Source organism: Erysipelothrix larvae (assembly GCF_001545095.1).
In the GTDB taxonomy this organism is placed as follows: domain Bacteria; phylum Bacillota_I; class Bacilli_A; order Erysipelotrichales; family Erysipelotrichaceae; genus Erysipelothrix; species Erysipelothrix larvae.
This window is the reverse complement of the sequence record NZ_CP013213.1, coordinates 2175799-2197200: the sequence shown is the minus strand read 5'-3', so window position 1 is coordinate 2197200 and position 21402 is coordinate 2175799. Positions and strand designations below refer to the sequence as shown.

Below are 21402 nucleotides of genomic sequence, written 5' to 3'. Positions count from 1 at the left end.
ATGCCAAAGACAATTCAAGCAGTAAGAGCAGATCGTGATTATACAGGGGCTAACTGGAATACTCACGAAGATAATTTTACACAAACATTTTATGACCAAAACTTAAGTCAGTTTTGGAGACCAGAGGATATTAGTTTACAACCCGACTTAAATGTCTGGAATGTACTGGATCCAAAGATTAAACGTGCGTATTCATTGAACCTTCTGGTTCTCACCTTCCTTGATACCTATCAAGGGGATATCGGAATGCCAGTTGTGGCCCGTTCAATGGATGAATCGTTTCACCAACGCAAATCCGTCCTAAACTTCATGGCAGCGATGGAAAATGCTGTGCATGCGAAAAGTTATTCAAATATCTTCATGACGTATTTGATGAATGATGAAATTGATGAACTCTTTGTATGGGGTGAGAAAAACAAAAACCTTCAAAACATCATGGCCCTTATTGTTGGGTACTATGAAAACTTGGATAAGATGACGTATCAAAAACGCTATGAACTTGCGTTTGTTGATGAACTTGAATACAAAGAAGCGCAATGGAAAGCAATGGTTGCCAGTGTATTTTTGGAAACCTGCCTTTTCTACAGTGGGTTTTACTATCCGCTATACTTCTATGGTCAAGGGAAATTGATGCAAGCTGGCGAAATCATTAACTTAATCTTAAGAGATGAAAGCATCCATGGGTTGTATGTGGGAAACCTTGCAATCGAATTGTATGAATCCTTCTCCGAAGAAAAACAAAAAGAACTCTATGCATGGCTTGAAAGCTATTTGAATGCTTTGTATGAAGAAGAGAAAGAATTGATTGAAACCATCTATGATCCAGTTGAATTGGCACATGATGTGAAGATCTTTGTACGCTACAATGCAAACAAAGCCATGATGAACTTAGGGTTTGATCCCTTCTTCGAATATGAAGAAGTAAACCCAGTGGTATTAAATGGCTTGAATACTGAAACAAAAACAATGGATAACTTCTCAATGAAAGGAAATGGTTATCAAAAGATGAAATCTGAATCCTTAAAAGACAGTGACTTCATCTTTGATCAACCTAAGGTATAAACATGTCAAAGGTAATTATGTTAACACAAAACAACTGTCCAAAATGTGTTGCCCTTAAAAGTTATTTAGAGCTTGGACTTCGCAATAAATATGAAAATCACATTGAAGTGATTCGCCGTGAAGACAATCCAAGTTTATTTATGGATTATGTGTCAAAGTATGACATCATGTCAACACCAGTATTGATTTCAGGGGAAGACGTGCTTGTTGATACACAACCATCAAAGGTGTCAACATTCTTAGAATTACAAGTTGGATAAAGGGATTTCAATCCCTTTTTTTCTTGGTATAATTGAGAAGGAATTGGAGGACGAATCATGGATGCATTTGTAATCACAGTCCAAGAGATGTTAGAGACTGTCTCATCAACACCTCAAAAAAATCACCCCAAAACTGGCGATATCCGAAAGATTGCTGCGGATTTGTTTAAAAGCTTAGATGATCAATCTAAAGCACATGTCTTTATGCTTTGTGAAACCTTGTTGATGCATAACGATTGGGCAATGGGTGTGATTGCGTATGATTTTGCGTATCGCATGAGAAAATACTACGAGATTGATGATTTTAATCGATTTGAGTCATGGCTCAACCAGTATGTTAGTGGATGGGGAGATTGTGATGATTTCTGCACACACGCATTTGGATCGCTTTTAAATCAATACCCGATATTGTTTGACAAGGTATGCCTATGGACGACCCACGATGCATTTTGGGTAAGACGTGCTGCAGCTGTGATTATGATTCCAATGATACGAAAAGGACATGTGAACTTCATTCAACCTTTTAAGATATCAGATGCCTTAATGCATGACACTGAACCCTTAGTTTTAAAAGGATATGGGTGGATGTTGAAGGTCCTTTCCACTAAACATGAAGATGCAGTATTTGAATACCTTGTGAAGCATCAAGACACAATGCCACGGGTTTCATATCGTTATGCAATGGAGAAAATGAGCCCAGAAAGAAAAGCACGTTTGATAGCGCTTTAAAAATATGTGATAATTCAGTAAATTGTTGAGAGAGTGTACCTTGACAAATTGGTCGAACTTTTCTAAACTAATAGTGTGATGTAACTATTAAATTAGGCATGAGCGAACACTTTTTGCTCATGTTTTTTTACAAATAGAAAGAGGAGAAATTATGTTTAATTTTGGAAAGAAAAAGAAATTAGAGTTGTATGCTCCAATTACTGGTAAAGCAGTTGCTTTAGAAAATGTACCTGATCCTGTATTTGCTCAGAAGATGATGGGTGAAGGCATTGCCTTTGAACCCCAAACCAATATCTATGTTGCGCCAGCTGATGGAAAAATCACCATGATTGCACCAACTAAACATGCCTTTGGGTTGACACTTAATGATGGAACTGAAATCCTAGTTCATATTGGTATGGATACTGTGAACCTAAATGGTGAAGGTTTTGAGGTGCTTGTGAAACAAGATGCTTCAGTAAAAAAAGGCACTCCAATTATAAAAGCTGATTTAGAGTTGTTTAGATCAAAAGGAATACCAACAATCACTCCGCTCATTGTTTTAAACAAAACGGATATTGAAATCGTAACCTCAGTTATCGGTGAATCCGTAACACCCGATACACTTGTCATTACTCAAAAAGGATAGGGAAGGTTACCCATAAAAACAAGAAATGCGCGCACTGCGCATTTTTTGTGTGCTTAGGAATAAGTGGATATAATCGCTCTAAACATGATTTATGGTATAATTGAGATTGAATAAGAGGTTTTACTAATGTTTCGTAAATTTATGAGAAGAATTATCTATGCATACAAAATGGTGACATCACACGAAGGTCGTCTTTTTACCTATGCATTTGCATATTCCCTAATTATTGGAATTGCTCCATTTTTAATTGTAGCGGTATTACTCGCAAGTCGCTTTTGGTTTAATGTCGATACAATTGTGAATTTCATGAGTTATTATATTCCAGAAGATTTAATCATCCCATTTGTGACCTATATAAAAACTGTTGAAACGGGGGATATTGTAGTGATTGCATCCCTTGCAGTGGTTTCACTTTGGGTCGCATCCCGTACTGTCTATTCTTTTTTACTTGAAAGCAGTCGGGTGGACTCAGTGGGGATTGAGAACTTTGTCCTAAGAGTTGCGGCCCTGCTTTACCTTGTGTTTTTTATCCTTTTAGTAGGCGCCGTCGTATTTGTCCTATCTTATTTCTCATTACCAATTATTCCAATCATAACCTATTTTGCGGTTGCTTCCATCTTGTTGATGATTTTTTATCGCATGATGTCCTTTCGATTCACAACCTTTCAAGATGTATGGATTGGCGGCGTATTTGCTGGAGGAGGTCTTCTTGCACTGGGAAAACTGTTCTTTTCATACATTAACGATTATACAAACTATCAATCAATCTATGGTCCGATGGCCTCTATCATGATTCTACTCATTTCTGTATATATGATTTCATGGATTGTTTATGCAGGGTATTGTTTAAACATTTCATTTTATCGCGGCGAGAATCGAAACGATAAGAAAAAATGGTTGGAGCGACTTGCGATTAGTGGTCGAAACTGGCTTGAAGGTATTCGTAGCCGTTGATTTTAGCGCGATAAGTTGGTATTCTATTCATGTATTATCAAGCAAAGTAGACGACATGCGTTAAGTGCTAGTGGATGGGATGTTGCCGCTGGACGAAGCTTTAAGTGCGATATGTCGATTGCATCCGTTGCATTATTTCTTTCTATATGCTTGCTAATTTAGAAAGAGGACATACTATGAAGACGAAGACTCTAGTATATATGGCGCTTTTTATAGCGCTCAGTATCGTTTTTACGCGGTTTTTACGCATTACGCCATCACAATCAATGCGTATCAGCATGACATTTGTTGTCTATGCTGTATGTGGAATGATGTTTGGACCAGGGGTTAGTGCAAGTGTAGCCATGATAGCAGACGTTTTAGGATTTATGCTATTCCCTGAAGCAGCACAATTTAATATCGGTTTTACGTTATCTGAAGGTGTAACAGGCTTTCTATTTGGTATGATGAAAGGTCATCCAGGAGATTGGTTACGACTTTCAGTTATTTTATTATCGATCACTGTTATTGTTGGAATGGGAATGACGACATATTGGTTAACACTCCTTTATGAACAACCATTTGGGGTAATGTTAATCAGTCGATTACCAGGAATCTTTGTTAACCTTGCGGTGCGCATTGTGATTCTGATTCCACTAATGAAGGCATTTGAACAAGGGGTATTTAAGCAGGAGGGCTATTAATGGAACTTAAACCGATTCAAGAAATTGCGAAATCCTTACAGATTCAAGAATCGCAGATGGATTTGTATGGGAAATACAAAGCAAAACTCGACTTGTCTTTAATTGATGACAATCCAAAAGGAAACTTAGTATTGATCAGCGCTGTAAGCCCAACACCTGCAGGTGAAGGAAAAACAACCACTAATGTTGGGCTATCGATGGCTTTAAACAAATTGGGGTTTAAGGCAATATCTGCACTGAGAGAACCATCCTTAGGACCAAACTTTGGCATGAAGGGTGGTGCTACAGGGGGTGGAAAAGCTCAAGTATTACCGATGGATGATATTAACTTACATTTCACCGGTGATTTACATGCGATTACAAGCGCAAACAATTTACTTTCCGCAATCATCGACAATCATATTTGGCATGGGAATGCTTTAAACATCGATCCGAATAATATTGTGTGGCGTCGTGCGGTTGATATGAATGATCGTGCATTGAGAAATATCACCATCAATCAAGATGATAAAAAGGCACCCGAACATAAAGAATCCTTTGATATCACAGTAGCATCTGAAGTTATGGCTGTATTTTGCCTTGCCAGTGATCTTAAGGATTTAGAAACACGCCTTGGCAACATGCTTGTTGCATACAGTCTGGATGGTACACCAATTCATGCAAAAGATCTTGAAGTGGTGGGTGCGATGATGGCCTTACTCAAGGATGCATTTAAACCAAACTTAGTACAAACAACAGAATACACGCCAGCGATTATACATGGGGGTCCATTTGCGAATATCGCCCATGGGTGTAACTCAGTGGTCGCAACCAAAATGGCCTTAAGCATCAGTGATTATGTACTCACAGAAGCAGGTTTTGGTTCAGACTTGGGTGCTGAAAAATTCATGAACATTAAGACACGCCAAGCAGGACTTACACCGAAATTAGCAGTCTTAGTCGCAACCATTCGCTCGTTGAAGTATCAAGGTGGAATTAAAGTACGTGAGCTTAACGAAGAGAACATTGAAGCGATGATTGCAGGTTTTCCAAATCTAAAACGTCACATTGACGGGTTATCAAGTTTTGGAATGCCAGTGCTTGTTGCACTCAATCGATTCCCAACGGATACCGACCAAGAAATCGAAGCCTTAACGACACACCTTGCACAACATGGCATTGAACTGGTGGTCAGTGAAGTGTTTTCCAAAGGGGGCGAAGGTGCATTAGAACTGGGACGCAAAGTCGTAGAATACTGTGCAAAAGATTCAACCATTGTGAGAACCTATCATGATGATGATTCAATTCTTGATAAACTCACAAAGATTGTGCAAACAATCTATGGTGGACGCAATGTTGTACTGAGTGAGCGTGCTTCAAAACAACTTGAATCAATTCAAAAGAATTATGGAACCTTACAGGTTTGTGTTGCGAAAACGCAATACTCATTCACAGATGATGCGAAAGCACTCTGTGCCCCGACAGACTTTGATATTACGATTAAGGAATTCAGAGTGTCAGAAGGAGCAGGATTTATTGTCGCTTTAAGTGGAACGATTATGACAATGCCTGGATTACCAAAAGATCCACATGCACGTTATATTGGACTCGAAGATGATGGATCAATATTTGGAATTAAAGGATAGAGGATTTTATGAACAATGATATAGTAAGTCAATTAGCCAGTGAATACCCAGCGTTAAAACGAAACCATATTGAACAAACCTTGAGCTTATTGTTTGAGGACAATACCATTCCGTTTATTGCACGCTACCGTAAAGAAATGACGGGAAGTATGGATGAAGTCATGATCAAAGATATCTTTGATCGCTATTCAACCATTGAATCAGTGATGAATCGAAAAGAAGAGGTGACACGTCTAATTGAACAACAAGGGATGCTAACACAAGCGCTTGTTGATGACATTTCAAAAGCAACAACCTTGCGTGAGTTGGAAGATATCTATCGTCCATACCGTCCTAAACGCCGTACTAAGGCTACAATTGCGAAGGAACAAGGACTTGAACCGCTGGCACAAGCAATTTTAAGCTTCCCTAAAGAAGGAACACTTGATACTCTCGCTACTGCTTATCTAGATGATGAAAAAGGCGTCACAACTATCGAAGAAGCACTACAAGGTGCGCATGAAATCATTGCGGAAACAATCTCAGATGATGCCGCAATTCGTACATGGGTACGTGCAGAAACATTTAAAAATGGTGTTCTTGTATCAAGTGTCAAGGACAAAGCGTTGGATGATAAAGGCATTTATGAGATGTACTACGAATTTAACCAACCGGTTAAGTCAGTCGCACCCCATCGAGTGCTAGCAATCAATCGTGGGGAACAACAAAAAATCCTCAATGTATCCATCGAGATTGATCCCAATCAAATCTATGTGTATCTTGGCAAACGAATTATCGGAACCAACTTCCAATCTTTTGTTATGGAAATGGTAGTGAATGCTTATGAAGATGCATACAAACGATTTATTAAACCAGCAATTGAGCGTGAGCTTCGTAAAGAACTGACTGAAAAAGCGCACGAACAAGCGATTAATATCTTTGGTGAAAACCTAAGAAACCTATTACTTCAACCCCCACTTAAAGGGAAAACAGTATTAGGATTTGACCCTGCATACCGTACCGGATGCAAGCTTGCGATTGTAGATGCAACAGGAAAGGTATTGGGTATTGATGTCATTTACCCACACCCTCCAGCTCCAAAACACAAACAAGAAGAAGCCAAATCACACTTCAAGAAACTCATTGAACATTACAATGTAGACCTTGTTGCAATTGGAAATGGTACCGCAAGTCGTGAATCAGAACTCTTTGTATCTGAAATACTCAAAACAGTTAAAGAAACTGTATACTATGTCATTGTGAATGAAGCAGGGGCATCTGTTTACTCAGCATCAGAAGTTGCCCGTAAAGAATTCCCAGACTTTGAAGTAGAACAACGCTCTGCAGTAAGTATTGCACGACGTGTTCAAGACCCACTCGCAGAACTTGTGAAGATTGATCCTAAGTCTGTAGGAGTCGGTCAATATCAACACGATGTTGGACAAAAAGAATTAGAATCTAGATTAGGGTTTGTTGTGGAAACTGCAGTAAACCAAGTCGGTGTAAACCTGAACACAGCCAGTCCTGAACTTTTATCACATGTATCGGGCTTAAATAAAACACTCGCTCAAAACGTCGTAAATTATCGTAATGAAAATGGTGTCTTTAAAACCCGTACAACACTGAAAAAAGTACCTCGCTTAGGGGATAAAGCCTTCCAACAAGCAGCTGGATTCTTACGCGTTATGGAATCAAAAAACATCTTAGACAAAACAGGGATTCACCCAGAAAGCTATGATGTAACCTTAAACCTTCTCAAACGCATCAACGTTAGCTTAGAAGATCTTGGATCAGAAAGTGCAACAGAAGCACTCAACACCATCAAGCTTCATGAGATGGCAACATCCCTTGAAATTGGTAAAGAAACGCTCATCGATATCATCGATATCCTAAAACAACCAGCACGGGATTATCGTGATACTCTAGACGCGCCAATCTTAAGACAAGACGTCTTATCGATGGAAGATCTAAAACCAGGCATGGAACTCAGTGGAACTGTGCGTAATGTTGTGGATTTTGGAGCCTTTGTAGACATTGGCGTGAAACAAGATGGCCTTGTTCACATCTCTAAGCTCAGCAACCAATTTGTTAAACATCCAACAGATGTTGTATCAGTGGGCGATATCGTTAAGGTATGGGTTCTAGATGTAGACCAAAGAAAACAGCGCATTCAACTATCGATGATTGAAGGCAAACAATAATAACAAAAGGACAGTTTATTTCGAACTGTCTTTTCTTGTATTTAAAAACCCTCAGAAATACCGAGGGTTTGATTGTTTGTAAGCTTAGTGCAGGAGCGTGTGGTATGTGTTAATCTTCCCAATCAAGGCTTCTTCCCACTGCTTTTTCCCATCCATTTAAGAGTATTTCCCGGGATATATTATCCATGTTTGGGCTGAATGATTTCTCAAATCGATGTTCATCAAGAAGGGATTCTTTAGAAGGATAAAATCCAGTCGCAAGACCTGCAAGCATGCATGCGCCAAGAGCTGTGGTTTCTTTAATCTTTGGTCGATGAACTTCAAGGTTTAAGATATCACATTGAAATTGCATGAGGAAGTCATTGGCACTAGCACCACCATCAACATAAAGCGTATGAAGTGGCATGGTTGAGTCTTCTTTCATGGCATTTAAGATATCATTTGTTTGATACGCAATGGCTTCAAGGGCAGCACGAATCAAGTGATTCTTATTGGCACCACGTGTTAAGCCAAAGATTGCACCGCGTGCATCCATATCCCAATACGGTGCGCCAAGTCCAGTAAAGGCAGGAACAATGTAAACACCGCCATTATCAGGAACTTTTGATGCAAAGTATTCGGAGTCCATGGACGAATCAATGATGTTGAGTTCATCACGAAGCCATTGAATTAATGCTCCTGCAACAAATACCGACCCTTCAAGTGCGTATTCTACACGACCATTCAGTCCGACTGCGATTGTAGAGATGAGGCCGTGTTTAGAATGGACAAGCTTTTCTTTAGTATTCATTAAGACAAAACATCCAGTACCGTAGGTGTTTTTCACATCACCTTGATTGAAACAGGTTTGTCCAAACAAGGATGCTTGTTGATCCCCAACAACACTTGCAATTGGAATTTGTTCGCCACGGATGTTGGCGTGTCCATAGACATGACTGCTGTCAAGCACTTGTGGGAGCATGGATTCAGGAATGCCTAAGGTATCTAGAATTTTTTGATCCCATTGTAATGTTTTGATATTGTAGAGCATCGTTCGAGAAGCATTGGTCACATCGGTAATATGCACCTTACCATCGGTTAGTTTATAAACCAGCCAAGAATCAACAGTGCCAAAAAGCAAATCACCGTTTTCAGCCTTTTCCCTTGCACCAGGCACATTATCTAAAATCCACTTTACCTTGGTAGCAGAAAAATATGCATCCACGATGAGTCCTGTGTTTTCATAGATATAATCGGCAAGCGGAGATTCCTTTATCTCATTTGCAAGATCTGCTGTACGACGGCATTGCCATACAATGGCATTGTAGATTGGTCTTCCAGTGTGTTTATCCCAAACAAGTGTCGTTTCACGTTGGTTTGTAATCCCGATGCTGTCAATTTCTGAAGGATCAATGCCAGATTTCGCAATCACTTCATGCATGACCCCACTTTGAGTTGCCCAGATTTCCATTGGATCATGTTCAACCCATCCTTGTTTTGGGTAGATTTGTGTAAATAATGATTGTGCAGTTTCCACAATGTTATGATCTTTATCAAAGAGAATTGCACGAGAACTTGTTGTTCCTTGATCTAGTGCGAGTATGTATTTTTTCATAGTATCACCATGTTTATTGTAAGTAAGAATAAGTGTGGTGTCAATGATGATATTAATGGTCAAAAAGTGGACTTGTATGGTAAACTAGGTATAGGAGGATTTTTGATGAAAGACATTAAATTATCAAATGGTGTCGTGATTCCACAACTCGGGTTTGGAACATGGCAAACACCAAGTGGGGAAGTCGCAGTAAATGCTGTGAAACATGCATTAGAAGCAGGATATCGTCACATTGATACAGCACAAATGTATCGTAACGAAGCATCTGTTGGAGAAGCACTTGTAGAGAGTGGTATTCCTCGTAATGAGTTGTTTATCACAACCAAACTTACAAATCAAGTTCGTGGTTTTGATGAAGTGACTGAAGCAGTTGAAGCATCATTGGAAAACCTTAAGACAGATTATATTGATTTGTTTTTAATTCACTGGCCAAATCCTATTAAGTTCCGTGAAAATTGGGCAGAAATGAATGCAGAAGCATGGCGTGCTTTGGAAGCAATGGTTGAAGCAAAGAAAATCCGAGCAATTGGTATTTCTAACTTTATGCCACATCACCTTGAAGCATTACTTGCGAGTGCAAAAATTAAACCAACAGTTAACCAAATCTTCTTAGCACCGGGGTGTCTTCAAGAAGAACTTGTTGCATTATGTCGTAAACATGATATTGCGATTGAAGCATACAGCCCATTGGGTACGGGTAAAATCTTTGAAGTTGAACTGATGAATGAGATTGCAGCGAAGTACAATAAATCTGTGGCACAAGTCGCAATTCGTTGGTCATTGCAACATGATTTCATTCCACTACCAAAATCGGTAACACCAAGTAGAATTGAAGAAAACTTCCATGTCTTTGATTTTGAATTATCAGATGAAGATATGGCGAAAATCGATGCACTAGATGGTGTAGTCGGAGATCAAACAAATCCAGATACTGCTGGATTCTAATCACAAAGTCACACTTTTAACAGTGTGACTTTTTTAAGCAATAAACACAAAACGGTTTATGATAAACTAACGTACATCATAACCAATGCGTTTCAACGTCCTTTCTCATAGAAAAAGAATCAGTACCACAGTTTGGGGTATAAAAAAATCACGATGTACGTGATCTTTAAAGTGGTTTATAAGCATTGAGTGCAGAAGTGAGTGAGTTTAAGAAACTGGATTCACCAAAGGTATTGATCTTCAAGAAGACAGCTTGACTGCCGCCTGATGACATCGCAACGCATTCAATATAAGAATCATGATCATAAATAGATACCGTAAGACTGACACGGTTTTTACCTAAGTAAGAATAGCGTTCATAACAGCGCATCGCGAATTTCCCATCTCTGCTTTCATAGACTTCCTCAAGTGAGGCAGAAATACTTTTTCCTAAAACGACAGAGTCAATATACTCTGCGAGTTGTTGTACAGTTCCTGTTGTTTTGAATACATATTGTGCCATATTTACCAATCCTTTCCTAGAATTATCAGGTGTATAAATTATATCATGACAAGGGATGGTTTTCTTATTGTATGATGTAGTGGTAAAATACTATTATAAGAAGAGGTGAGTGAGATGATTAGAAAAGCATGTGTTGCGGATGCACCAAAAATATATGAGTTGTTGAAAGGGATATTAAAGCTCCATAAGTCGTGGTATCCTTCAAGATTCGCAGGAGAATCAAAGTATTCCTTAGAACAAGTCCAATCCATTATTGAAGAAGAAACATCCTTAATTTTCGTATCAGATAATGGGGATGGTGTTGATGGATATATCATTGTTAAGGATCAGTATGATGTGTTGTTCATTGATGATTTATGCGTTGACGAAACAAAACGTGGGCTCAGCATTGGCCGTAAACTGGTTGAGTACATTCAAGAGTATGCGCATGAGCACAATGCCTTTGAAATCCAACTGAATGTTTGGCTTCGCAATGAAGCAGCGGTTAAGTTCTATGAGAAGTTAGGATTTGAACCTCTAAGGACAATTCTCTATAAAGAAATATAAAGCCAGACCCATGGCTTTTTTTATAAATCAAAAAAAGATGAATCTAGGGATTCATCTTCAAGGAAAAAAGGTGGATTCTTATTAGCTATCATATTACAGTGGTTCTAAGGATTTTAGGAAATATGAATGAAATATGATGCGGTTGGAGATACCAGGCTAATAAAAACTTATCCCTTTATAATCTAAAGGGCCACATAAGGATACTCTACAACACAGGGTTGTAAAAGCTAGAGAAACTAGCTAATAGATAGTATCATTTTTACTACCTCTCTGCAATAACTTTCGATAGATTTTATTTATTTTTTGCTTGTTAATGGAAATAATAGTGAGAATAGTTCGTACAATGCCCTTTAATGCGCATTTTTTTACCGAGTCATTCAATAAAGTTGTGATATCGTAACCCTAGGCAGCAGGTGAAACACGCTTAAACCCTTTGTATAAGAATGTGAAGAAAATCATATTTGCAATCGCAGTAGGAACAACAAGCGATATAAATAGGGTTGAAAGTTCCAAAGGCAATACATTCATAACCATCAGTGTTAATAGGAACAGTAACCCTGATAATAGCGTGCCAATAAAGCTGAATAATGCAATTTTGATCATGGAATCCAATGATTTAAGCTTGGTCAGTACAAAGTACATTACTGGCCCAGTAATAAGCTTGTCAACAATATTCGCAATCTCTCCACCCGGTAAGGATGTGGTGAGGGATGCAAGAAAAGCACATGCGATGGATACGATTAGGACATCTTTAAAGCTGGGTGCAATGGTGATGCAGATAAAGAAGGTTGCGAGTAAGAAGTCTGGCTTCATATTTCCAAGAAGTCCAGGTGTCATGGCATGGAGTATCACTCCAAGTGAAAGCAGTGCGGCGTACGTTACTAAATTTTTGATGTTCATAGTGTCTCTCCTTTTCAAAAATATATGTGTATTTCAATTGTGTTCAAACCATCCATTTCACCTCCCTCGATGTTAAAATAAACTAAAAAACCTCGCCAACAGGGCGAGGTTTCGCGGTACCACCTGAATTTTCTACACTAAATCGTAGCTCATAAGAATACTATCATATCCTTTGCTTGCGATAACGGGAGCTTTCCGTCAGTAAGCTACTTACGTGAGTGTTCGCTTTGCCTTTCATGAGTCCATTCACTATGTTCACTAGATACGTTTCCACCAACCACGTACTCTCTATTTTAGATTCCATACTTACTCGTCTCAATCATTAAGTTTATTTGATATAACCTTAACACTTTTCATGAAAATGTCAAGGGTTTGTTTCAATCAATTTTCATTCTTTCAATCATAATCTCGGTCCATGCGTGGGTAAACCCTGCATTTATTGCGACATTGATTGACTGTGTATGGGTAAATTGGGTGCCATACGTGACAACTTTTTTTGGATAGAGTTGGTCGGCGCGTGTTGTAATTGCGCGGACTAAGAGTGCTCCAACCCCTTTACCTTGTGCGTGAGGCAAAACATTGATGCCCAGTTCAACTGTATAAGCTCCTGTTTGATTCAACCCTGCCATTGCGACTACTTCGCCATCAATGGTATATGAAACACCTAACAAATCAGGATGCTTCTCATCATAACAGAAACATTGATCATAATCTTTATTGCCCTTAAATTGTAGAATTTCATCGGGTTGATAGAAGATCAAGTTCTCATTTTCATACGGTTCAAACCAAGGTGACGGGATAAAGAAAGGTGCATAATTCACAATCGTATACCCATGTTTGTTGAGAAGTGTTTCAAGGTTCTTTAAATTTGATACCTCACCAAACCACTGTGCTTGACATGTGCTGTAGATGGATTTCATCTCATTCAATAAAGCTTCGTGATCAAGGCGACAGTAGATTAAGCCTTTGGTTATTACGATTGAACCGTTGGTTTTGGCCCATAAACGCATATCTGAGGTATAAGAACCCAAGGCAAAAACAGGATATCTTAAATCATGGCCTAAGAAATCAATTTCGAATTGTTGAAAAAGAGGGTGTTGATCATGAATCATGAGTCGAACCGATAAATTCTTTCAAGTTGGGGGATTGATTGTATTTGATTGAAGCACGCTGATCTTTCTCAATAAGTGCACGTGTGAGATCGATGTTGTGGACGGTAGCAATTGCAAGTGCATAGTGGATTACATCAACAAGTTCGGATGCCAGTGAATGGGTTGCATCTTCATGCTTTCGTCCTGCCATAATGTTGAGAACCTCTGCAGTCTCTCCAACCTCTTCAACAAGTTTCATAAAAAGACCGGTTGCGAGGTTTTCATCATGATATTTAAGTGCGAGATAATCTTGTAAGTTTTGAATGGTGAGTGTAGACATTGTGTGCTCCTTTAAACTGTGAAACGGGGTGGATAATCCTGAGAAAATAATCAAGACTATACTGCAATCCATATCATCATTTCATCAAATTGATGATCCCGTCAATGTATTTTGTGATAAAAGGATTATATCACAACTTGCTAGAACATCCTTCTATATTCATAATATTAACTTATATCTATTAATGAAAACCCCATCCATGATCCATAGAACATCGAATTGAGAAGGGTTAAGCATATTGTTTGCGTATGTTATCTTTGATATTATTTATGGAGTACCCTATGGAGTATGTAGGTTACCGGGGGATATGTGGATGAACATAAAAAGAAAATCATGGATTGAGATGATTAACATCATTGGGCGGAATATTATGTACATAGTTATCGTCTTATTCGTAAGCAATTTTTTAGGTGTCATAGATGAAGATTGGTTTTCAATGGCGCTTGGCTTTTGGGTGTTGTATCAACCAGTTAGACTTTGTATTTACCTTTATCAATGGTCTGCGAACCAACGCTATACCTTGATTGTTGATTCTGAAAAAATTACGGTCGGTAAGCAAGTTACTTATATCGAGAACAATATCTTTGAATTATCAACGCAACGCTTGATTCCACGTTGTAAGATGTTAGTGATGAATCCATCAGGTAGTGTTGAAGAAACGAGACTTGGAATCATTTCAAAATCAAACCAAGCAAAGATCCAAACAATCTTTCGCCGCATTAACCAAGCACAAAAAGCAAAGGTGTCTGAGGCACAGGAAACTGTGTCATTGAAGGAAACAATCGAACCAATGTCACAAACGATGGCATCAACACCACAAATAGAAACCTATCACTTAAAACAAGAGGATGGAATTGCGGTGGTAACAATTGAAAATCCTGAAGCACTTGAAGAAAATACCACGAAAAACACGCCGCTTTTATCCTGGGGACACGAGCCAATTACAGGGGTTTTGGAAGGCTTTAAAGTGCATGGAGTTTCCTATGTGAATCAAGACAAGGCTGTTTCAACCATCCTACAAACGCACACAGACCAAACAGTAACACCAGATATGATCAATATGTTTGACACACCACAAGGAATTATTGATGTTCGAATCACAGATCATACGCTTGATTTTCTAGTGGAATCAGATACAGACAATGCGCTTGAAGTCGAAGCCTATTTGAAAACAGTCTTTATCCACCTTAATAAACTCGATGTACATTACAAAGAAGCCCCCAACACACTTCCAATAGACAATCAAAAGTCTCTGATAGAGCTTGTGGTTTATGGGATCGGACTGTGTCTTTTACTGATACTTATCTACGTATTGTTGCATAGCTTTGCATTTTTAACCCAATTGGGGCAATCCATTTTCACCAAAGGTTCAGTCTATATTCTAAACATCACATACCTCATTCCCTTTATTACGCCATTCGTCCTTCTTTTCACCATGCAAGGATATAACAAAAAGGTGAATTTTCTTGGGAGTCTTGCAAATGATAACCAACGCAAGTACGTGAAGACAGGCTCCGTCATTTATATGTTAGGTGTTATCCTAGTCGTATATTTTATAGGTATAATCATTCAAGGTGGTATTCTCTTTGAAGTAAACATCCCGATAACATGGGAAGGGTTTAAGGATACAGTCTTTGTTTTAAAGAAATATGATCTCATGCGTGTCTATACATTTGGTTTTTGCTTGAATATATTCTCATGGTTTCTAATATTCAGTGGCACTGTTTTAAATATAAGAGAAAAACATAATAACACCACCGAAGGGTAATCATTGCACTTAAATTGCGATATTTGATTGAAAGTGCTGTGGATACCGTGTATAATTCATTTTAAAACAAGGGAGGGCAAGTATGAAGAAGACCAAATTACCCAAAGATTATAAGCCGTATTTATGCACCTATGAAACACAAACAGCGATTGGTTTTATAAACAATAACTTTGAAGAACAATTAAAAAATAGACTTGAATTAAAGCGTGTCTCTGCACCACTTTTTGTAGCGGCAAAGACTGGACTTAATGATGATTTGAACGGTGTTGAAACACCTGTATCGTTTAATATACCCGCACTAAATCGTGAAGGGGAAGTTGTCCATTCATTAGCAAAATGGAAACGCCTCGCACTACATCAATATGATTTCCATATTGGAAATGGATTGTATACAAATATGAATGCAATTCGACGCGATGAGATCCTGGACAATACGCATTCTGTGTATGTCGATCAATGGGATTGGGAACGTGTAATTTCAAGAGAAGAACGCACACTTGATTATTTGAAGAAGGTGGTACAGGATATTGTGGATTCAATCTGTGAAACAGAAGCAAGAGTCTGTGCGAAGTACCCAAATGTACCGTTAAAGCTCAGCAATCAAGTTTCCTTTATTACAAGTCAAGAATTAGAGGATCTCTATCCAACACTTACACCTGAACAACGTGAGCATGAATATGTTAGAGAACATCCTACGACCTTTATTATGCAAATTGGTGGTGACTTGAAATCAGGAACACCCCATGGCCAACGAGCACCTGACTATGATGATTGGTCACTCAATGGAGATATCTTGTTTTGGCATGAAGCATTGGGACAAGCCCTTGAAATATCCAGTATGGGGATTCGAGTGGATCGTGATGCGATGTTGAAACAACTCGAGACAGCAAATGCACTCCACCGTCTGAACTATGAGTTCCACCAAAAAGTTGTTGATGAGATTTTACCCTTAACAATCGGTGGAGGTATTGGTCAAAGCCGTATGTGTATGTTACTTTTAGGGAACGTTCATATTGGCGAAGTTCAAGTATCACTGTGGGATGATGAAACCCTTAGTGAAGCAGGCGAAGATATTAAATTATTGTAATTTTAAACCAAGAATTAGAAAATAAGGCATCATTAAATTGATGCTTTTTTCTTTTGAGGTAAAAGTAAACGGATATCACCAATTTATTTAGTGTAAAATGATAATAAATAAATGTAGAAAATTAAAGAGTTCCGTTACGTAATGGACAAATCACAGTTTGAAAGCGATTACGATGAATACTATACTTTAAGTGAGGTAAGGTTGATGATGGATACGTTACACATTAGAATACTCAATTCGCTCAGCACAGATCAGTTTATTTCAAGTCAAGAGATTGCACTTGAAGTTGGGAAATCTGACAAAACTGTACGCGCGAAAATTAAAGACTTAAATGAGATTCTGGCACATAATGGTGCGCACATAATTACAAAAATGGGCCTGGGATATCAGTTAGTGGTTAATAATGAGCGACAATTTCATGAGTTTATGAAGAAGTACAATGGATCAAATGATTCCAGTCAGAATCTTAGAAAATTGATTCATTGCTTTTTAGGAACCAGTGAATATTTAAAAGCTGATGATTTAGCGGAAATGTTATATGTTTCAAAGTCTACCTTAACGAAGTATTTAAATGAATTTCGTGTTTACCTTAGACAGTATGATTTGGAGATCGAATCAAGACCGCATTATGGGCTTAAGATATTAGGCTCTGAATTTAACTTAAGACGATTTATTGCAAGTAACTTTGCACAGGATTATTCACAAGACTATGATGAAGTTCAAAATGATGGTTCTTTTGATTACTCCGAATACACAGCACTTCACACGCTTGTGTCTCAGATTGTAATTAAGGAAGTTGAAGATTATGGCATTAATATGAGCGATGCTGTATTGCAAAGTGTCATATCGCATATATCGATTGCGATTCTACGCATTCGGACAAATTCTTTGATTGAACTGAGTTCTGAATTATCCGTAATTGATGGAAATGATCGTCATTATCGCATGGTTCAAAGCATTATGAAGAAAATATCAAAACGTCTTGATGTTAATTTTCCAGATCAAGAAATTGCATATATCTCGATGCATTTTATGAGTAAAAAAGTAATCGGACGGGATCAAATCGATAAGATTCCACAAGAAATCAATGCCTTAATTGATACGATTTTATTGAAGATATCAGTTGAGCGCCATGTTGATTTATCCAATGATTTGGACTTAAGAACGATGTTAGGATTACATATTGTCCCTTTGATCCACAGACTACGATTTGGAACTTATCTAAAAAATCCAATACTAGACGATGTGAAACTGGCTTGTATCGCTGGATATGATCTTGCGATTATTGCTTCTGAAGTGATTGAGGATTATGTTGGGGAAACTCTGCATGACCATGAAATTAGTTACCTTGCGATGCATTTTGATGTAGCACTTAACCAAAATAGAGAACGGATTTATCTAAAAAATATCTTGGTAGTATGTTCATCAGGACGTGCAAGTGGACAACTTCTTAAACATCGTTTCTACCAACACTTCTCACAATACATCAAGCAAATCGATGTGTGTGATATTCATGAAATCGATGCTTTTGAACAAGAAATGCATTACGACTATATATTCACAACAGTACCGCTGGATCGAAAGACCAATGCACCGATGTTTGAGTTTGAGTTTTTCTTAAATCAAGAATCGGTACATGCCATAGAGACAATATTAACACGTAAAAGTGGCGCAATGCATGTGATGGATGTGTTTAAAGAGTCGATGTTCTTTGTGAATGAAGCACCCCTTACAAAAGAAGCTGTGTTGAACGATTTGATTACACAGATTACACAACACGCAAAACTTCCAAAGAATTTTAGAGCATTAGTGTGGGAGCGGGAACGGTTCAGTACTACGGATGTATTACCGCATATTGCAATCCCACATCCAAATCGATTGGTAAGTGATGACTCATTTGTGGCGTGCATGGTATTGGATAAACCCATTAATTGGGGAAATCATGAGGTAAGTATTTTATTCTTACCATGTTTGTCAAAAGAAGACTCAGAGAAGTATGCATTTATTTATGATTGGATTATTAAGTTATCCAACTCGAAAGAGACAATACTAAACATTCAAAACAATAAAACCTATGAAAGTTTGGTAAATGGAGTATTAAAAATTACGAATGATAAGGAGCGAAATTTATGAGATATATTGATTTAGAAGGAACCTTTAATTTTAGAGATATTGGGGGATATAAAACAAATGAAAACAGGACGGTTAGTTTTGGGAAAATCTATCGTTCTGATGCACTGAATTTCTTAACACCGGAAGATGTGAAGCAGGTTGAAGCCTTAGGGATTAAGACAATCATTGATTACCGAAACGAAAAAGAACGTGTGGGTAATGAGGATGTTGAAATACCAGGAACGACAGTTTATTATCTTGATCCTAAAGCCGATGTTGCGGCATTAGCATCATCAGAAATGAATGATAAAGGCAGTGGAGGGCATCAATTTGATACATTAACTGCTGATTTTGCGAAAACACTCATGACACAACAAAATGTGCAATTTGTCCATAACAAGGATTCGGTTGAAGCCTATAAAGCAATGTTTGATATCATACTTGATGAAACCAATATTGCATCGGTTCAACATTGTCGAGGTGGAAAAGATCGAACAGGTTATGGTATCGCACTAATTCTGTTTGCATTAGGTGTTGATAAGAAAACGATTGTAGAAGATTACATGTTAACTAACTTCTACAAAAAAGATAAGAATGAGAAGAGTTTACAAGAATTATTCGATAAGACTGGGGATCATGATAAGGTCTTAGCGGTTCGTTATCTAAAAGAAGCCCATGAATCATTTATCATGGCAGCACTCAATGAGATTGATACTCATTTTGAAACGCCATTAAACTATTTACAAAAAGTGATTGGGCTAGATGACGAAAAAATTACAAAATTAAAAGATCTATATTTAGATTAAGAGGGAAAATATGAAAGACAAACTATTAGGCTTTGCAAGAGCATTTGAAAGTAATACATATATTAAAGCAGTATCAGGAGCAATGACTGGCTTGATGCCTGTTATGATTGTTAGCTCAATCGCTTCACTTGTAGCGTCCATTAATATTGGTGGATCACAAGCATTTATGGAAAGTGTTGGAATTTTAAAAGTTACCACAATTATTAACTCGATGACGATTGATATCGTATCAATCTATGCTGCCTTCTTGGTAGGGTATAAACTCGCAGAATTGAAAGGGAAAGACACACTGAATACAGCAGTGATGTCAACACTCGCATTCTTTATTCTTACGCCACTTACAAACGTCGAAGGACTCAAAGGTCTTGCTACTTCGAACTTAGGTGCGGGATCAATGTTCGTCGCAATCTTTGGTGGGTTAGGAGCAGCAGCACTCTATATCTTCTTAACAGATAAGAAAATTGTGATTAAGATGCCAGACTCTGTACCACCTGTAGTAAGTAAATCATTCTCAGCGATCATTCCAGGACTTGTAATTGCAGTGCTCTTTGGGATTCTTGCAATGGTGTTTGAACAAACTTCATACGGAAGCTTACAAAGCATGTTATTATCACTTGTTTCAATTCCTTTAAAAGCACTTGGATCAAATATTGTTGCAGTAATGATTATCGTTGCATTTATTGAATTCCTTTGGTTCTTTGGAATGCACGGTGTACTTGCAGTGTATCCTGTACTCATGCTTGTATTCTATCAACCAGGTCTTGAAAATCTAGCGGCATTCTCACAAGGATTACCATTACCACACCTCTTTACAATGGGATTTGTTTTAGGAAATAGAGGAGCACGTTCACTTGCTGTATCCATTCTTTGTATGTTCCAAGCTAAATCCGAACGTCTTAAAGCAGTGGGTAAACTTGGGTTTATTCCAGCTTGTTTCGGAATCTCAGAACCGATTAAATTTGGGATTCCACAAGTATTGAATATTAAAATGTTGATACCATTAATGTTAACACCTGCAGTTTCGTCACTCATCGCCTATACCTTAACAATCATTGGATTCCTTCCATTTGATAATGGCGTAAGTATGCCACTTGGATCACCGGTAATTATCTCTGGATTCTTTAACTACGGATGGCAAGGGATTGTGTCACAATTCCTACAACTTGTTGCATGTACACTCATCTATATTCCTTTTATTAAAGCACAAGATGATACTTACTTAGCAGATGAGATTGCAGTGAAAAACGAAGAAAATGCGGGAGCTACTGCATAATATTTAGGAGGATTTTATGAAAAAAATTGTATTGTTATGTGCTGGAGGGATGTCCACCAGTATCCTTGTAAACAAGATGAAGGATCATGCCAAAACGATTGGTGAAGAATGTGATATTGCAGCTTATGCTGTAGAATCACTCAAAAAAACCGCAGCAGATGCTGATGCAGTCTTGATAGGACCACAAGTTGGACATAGACTATCTGAAATACAATCACAACTTGACTGTCCTGTAGCGGTTATTGACATGGTTGTATATGGTATGATGGATGGAAAGAGTGCATTAAATCAAGCACTTAAATTAATTGGGGATTAGT

The 21402-nt window shown here is 38.1% G+C and carries 21 protein-coding genes, 1 riboswitch and 1 other annotated feature; of the genes, 16 read left to right on the top strand and 5 right to left on the bottom strand.

Features of this window, described 5'->3' with window-relative positions:
• From nrdF to AOC36_RS10145, 8 genes are all read left to right on the top strand, one after another.
• The gene (gene nrdF / locus AOC36_RS10180; RefSeq protein ID WP_067633920.1) at positions 1–1062 is read left to right on the top strand and encodes a class 1b ribonucleoside-diphosphate reductase subunit beta; all 1062 of its coding nucleotides are present in this window, start codon (positions 1–3) and stop codon (positions 1060–1062) included.
• Positions 1063–1064: 2 nt separating this feature from the next.
• A complete protein-coding gene (locus tag AOC36_RS10175) occupies positions 1065–1322 on the top strand; it encodes a glutaredoxin family protein (protein ID WP_067633917.1) in 258 nt (85 codons plus the stop codon).
• A 57-nt stretch (positions 1323–1379) separates the two neighbouring features.
• Positions 1380–2051 carry a DNA alkylation repair protein gene (locus AOC36_RS10170; protein WP_078055155.1) on the top strand — a complete coding sequence of 224 codons (672 nt, stop codon included), beginning with the start codon at positions 1380–1382 and terminating at the stop codon, positions 2049–2051.
• Positions 2052–2202: 151 nt separating this feature from the next.
• On the top strand, positions 2203–2679 hold the full coding sequence (locus tag AOC36_RS10165; protein ID WP_067633914.1) for a PTS sugar transporter subunit IIA: 477 nt from the start codon (positions 2203–2205) through the stop codon (positions 2677–2679).
• A 126-nt stretch (positions 2680–2805) separates the two neighbouring features.
• Positions 2806–3633 (top strand): YihY/virulence factor BrkB family protein, encoded by an 828-nt coding sequence (locus tag AOC36_RS10160; RefSeq protein WP_067633911.1) that lies wholly within the window; start codon positions 2806–2808, stop codon positions 3631–3633.
• Positions 3634–3673: 40 nt separating this feature from the next.
• Positions 3674–3765: riboswitch (THF riboswitch) on the top strand.
• A gap of 44 nt (positions 3766–3809) precedes the next feature.
• Positions 3810–4316 carry a folate family ECF transporter S component gene (locus AOC36_RS10155; RefSeq protein ID WP_067633908.1) on the top strand — a complete coding sequence of 169 codons (507 nt, stop codon included), beginning with the start codon at positions 3810–3812 and terminating at the stop codon, positions 4314–4316.
• Entirely contained in the window at positions 4316–5941 is a 1626-nt protein-coding gene (locus AOC36_RS10150; RefSeq protein ID WP_067633906.1) for a formate--tetrahydrofolate ligase, read from the top strand. Before AOC36_RS10155 ends, AOC36_RS10150 begins: the two co-directional genes overlap by 1 nt.
• Before the next feature lie 8 nt (positions 5942–5949).
• Entirely contained in the window at positions 5950–8121 is a 2172-nt protein-coding gene (locus AOC36_RS10145) for a Tex family protein (protein WP_067633904.1), read from the top strand.
• Positions 8122–8230: 109 nt separating this feature from the next.
• On the opposite strand, the gene glpK is transcribed toward AOC36_RS10145, so the two are convergent.
• On the bottom strand, positions 8231–9715 hold the full coding sequence (gene glpK, locus AOC36_RS10140) for a glycerol kinase GlpK (protein ID WP_067633902.1): 1485 nt from the start codon (positions 9713–9715) through the stop codon (positions 8231–8233).
• A gap of 105 nt (positions 9716–9820) precedes the next feature.
• On the opposite strand from glpK, the gene AOC36_RS10135 reads away from it, so the two are divergent.
• Positions 9821–10660 carry an aldo/keto reductase gene (locus tag AOC36_RS10135; protein ID WP_067633899.1) on the top strand — a complete coding sequence of 280 codons (840 nt, stop codon included), beginning with the start codon at positions 9821–9823 and terminating at the stop codon, positions 10658–10660.
• Positions 10661–10826: 166 nt separating this feature from the next.
• Here AOC36_RS10135 and AOC36_RS10130 read toward each other — a convergent pair whose 3' ends face one another.
• Positions 10827–11162 (bottom strand): DUF6054 family protein, encoded by a 336-nt coding sequence (locus tag AOC36_RS10130; RefSeq protein WP_067633896.1) that lies wholly within the window; start codon positions 11160–11162, stop codon positions 10827–10829.
• Between the two features lie 114 nt (positions 11163–11276).
• Here AOC36_RS10130 and AOC36_RS10125 point away from each other — a divergent pair, with 114 nt between their 5' ends.
• The gene (locus AOC36_RS10125; RefSeq protein ID WP_067633894.1) at positions 11277–11708 is read left to right on the top strand and encodes a GNAT family N-acetyltransferase; all 432 of its coding nucleotides are present in this window, start codon (positions 11277–11279) and stop codon (positions 11706–11708) included.
• 402 nt (positions 11709–12110) lie between these two features.
• Here the strand turns inward: AOC36_RS10125 and AOC36_RS10120 are convergent, their stop codons facing one another.
• The 3 genes from AOC36_RS10120 to AOC36_RS10110 all read right to left on the bottom strand — a co-directional run bounded on the left by AOC36_RS10120 (position 12111) and on the right by AOC36_RS10110 (position 14039).
• Positions 12111–12608: a tryptophan transporter gene (locus tag AOC36_RS10120; protein ID WP_067633892.1), complete on the bottom strand. Its 498-nt coding sequence runs from the start codon at positions 12606–12608 to the stop codon at positions 12111–12113.
• 96 nt (positions 12609–12704) lie between these two features.
• Positions 12705–12940: a binding site (T-box leader), on the bottom strand.
• 45 nt (positions 12941–12985) lie between these two features.
• A complete protein-coding gene (locus AOC36_RS10115) occupies positions 12986–13720 on the bottom strand; it encodes a GNAT family N-acetyltransferase (RefSeq protein WP_067633890.1) in 735 nt (244 codons plus the stop codon).
• Positions 13710–14039 (bottom strand): nucleoside triphosphate pyrophosphohydrolase family protein, encoded by a 330-nt coding sequence (locus AOC36_RS10110; RefSeq protein WP_067633888.1) that lies wholly within the window; start codon positions 14037–14039, stop codon positions 13710–13712. The genes AOC36_RS10115 and AOC36_RS10110 overlap by 11 nt, the downstream gene beginning before the upstream one ends.
• A gap of 313 nt (positions 14040–14352) precedes the next feature.
• Here AOC36_RS10110 and AOC36_RS10105 point away from each other — a divergent pair, with 313 nt between their 5' ends.
• From AOC36_RS10105 to AOC36_RS10080, 6 genes are all read left to right on the top strand, one after another.
• Complete coding sequence (locus AOC36_RS10105) at positions 14353–15807, top strand: hypothetical protein (protein WP_067633885.1); 1455 nt, start codon at positions 14353–14355, stop codon at positions 15805–15807.
• A gap of 82 nt (positions 15808–15889) precedes the next feature.
• Complete coding sequence (gene asnA / locus AOC36_RS10100) at positions 15890–16894, top strand: aspartate--ammonia ligase (protein WP_067633883.1); 1005 nt, start codon at positions 15890–15892, stop codon at positions 16892–16894.
• A gap of 141 nt (positions 16895–17035) precedes the next feature.
• Positions 17036–19027: a BglG family transcription antiterminator gene (locus AOC36_RS10095; RefSeq protein WP_067633880.1), complete on the top strand. Its 1992-nt coding sequence runs from the start codon at positions 17036–17038 to the stop codon at positions 19025–19027.
• Positions 19024–19812 (top strand): tyrosine-protein phosphatase, encoded by a 789-nt coding sequence (locus AOC36_RS10090; RefSeq protein WP_067633878.1) that lies wholly within the window; start codon positions 19024–19026, stop codon positions 19810–19812. The genes AOC36_RS10095 and AOC36_RS10090 overlap by 4 nt, the downstream gene beginning before the upstream one ends.
• A 10-nt stretch (positions 19813–19822) precedes the next feature.
• A complete protein-coding gene (locus AOC36_RS10085) occupies positions 19823–21085 on the top strand; it encodes a PTS sugar transporter subunit IIC (protein ID WP_067633876.1) in 1263 nt (420 codons plus the stop codon).
• 16 nt (positions 21086–21101) lie between these two features.
• Positions 21102–21401 (top strand): PTS sugar transporter subunit IIB, encoded by a 300-nt coding sequence (locus AOC36_RS10080; RefSeq protein ID WP_067633875.1) that lies wholly within the window; start codon positions 21102–21104, stop codon positions 21399–21401.
• Position 21402 lies beyond the last annotated feature (1 nt).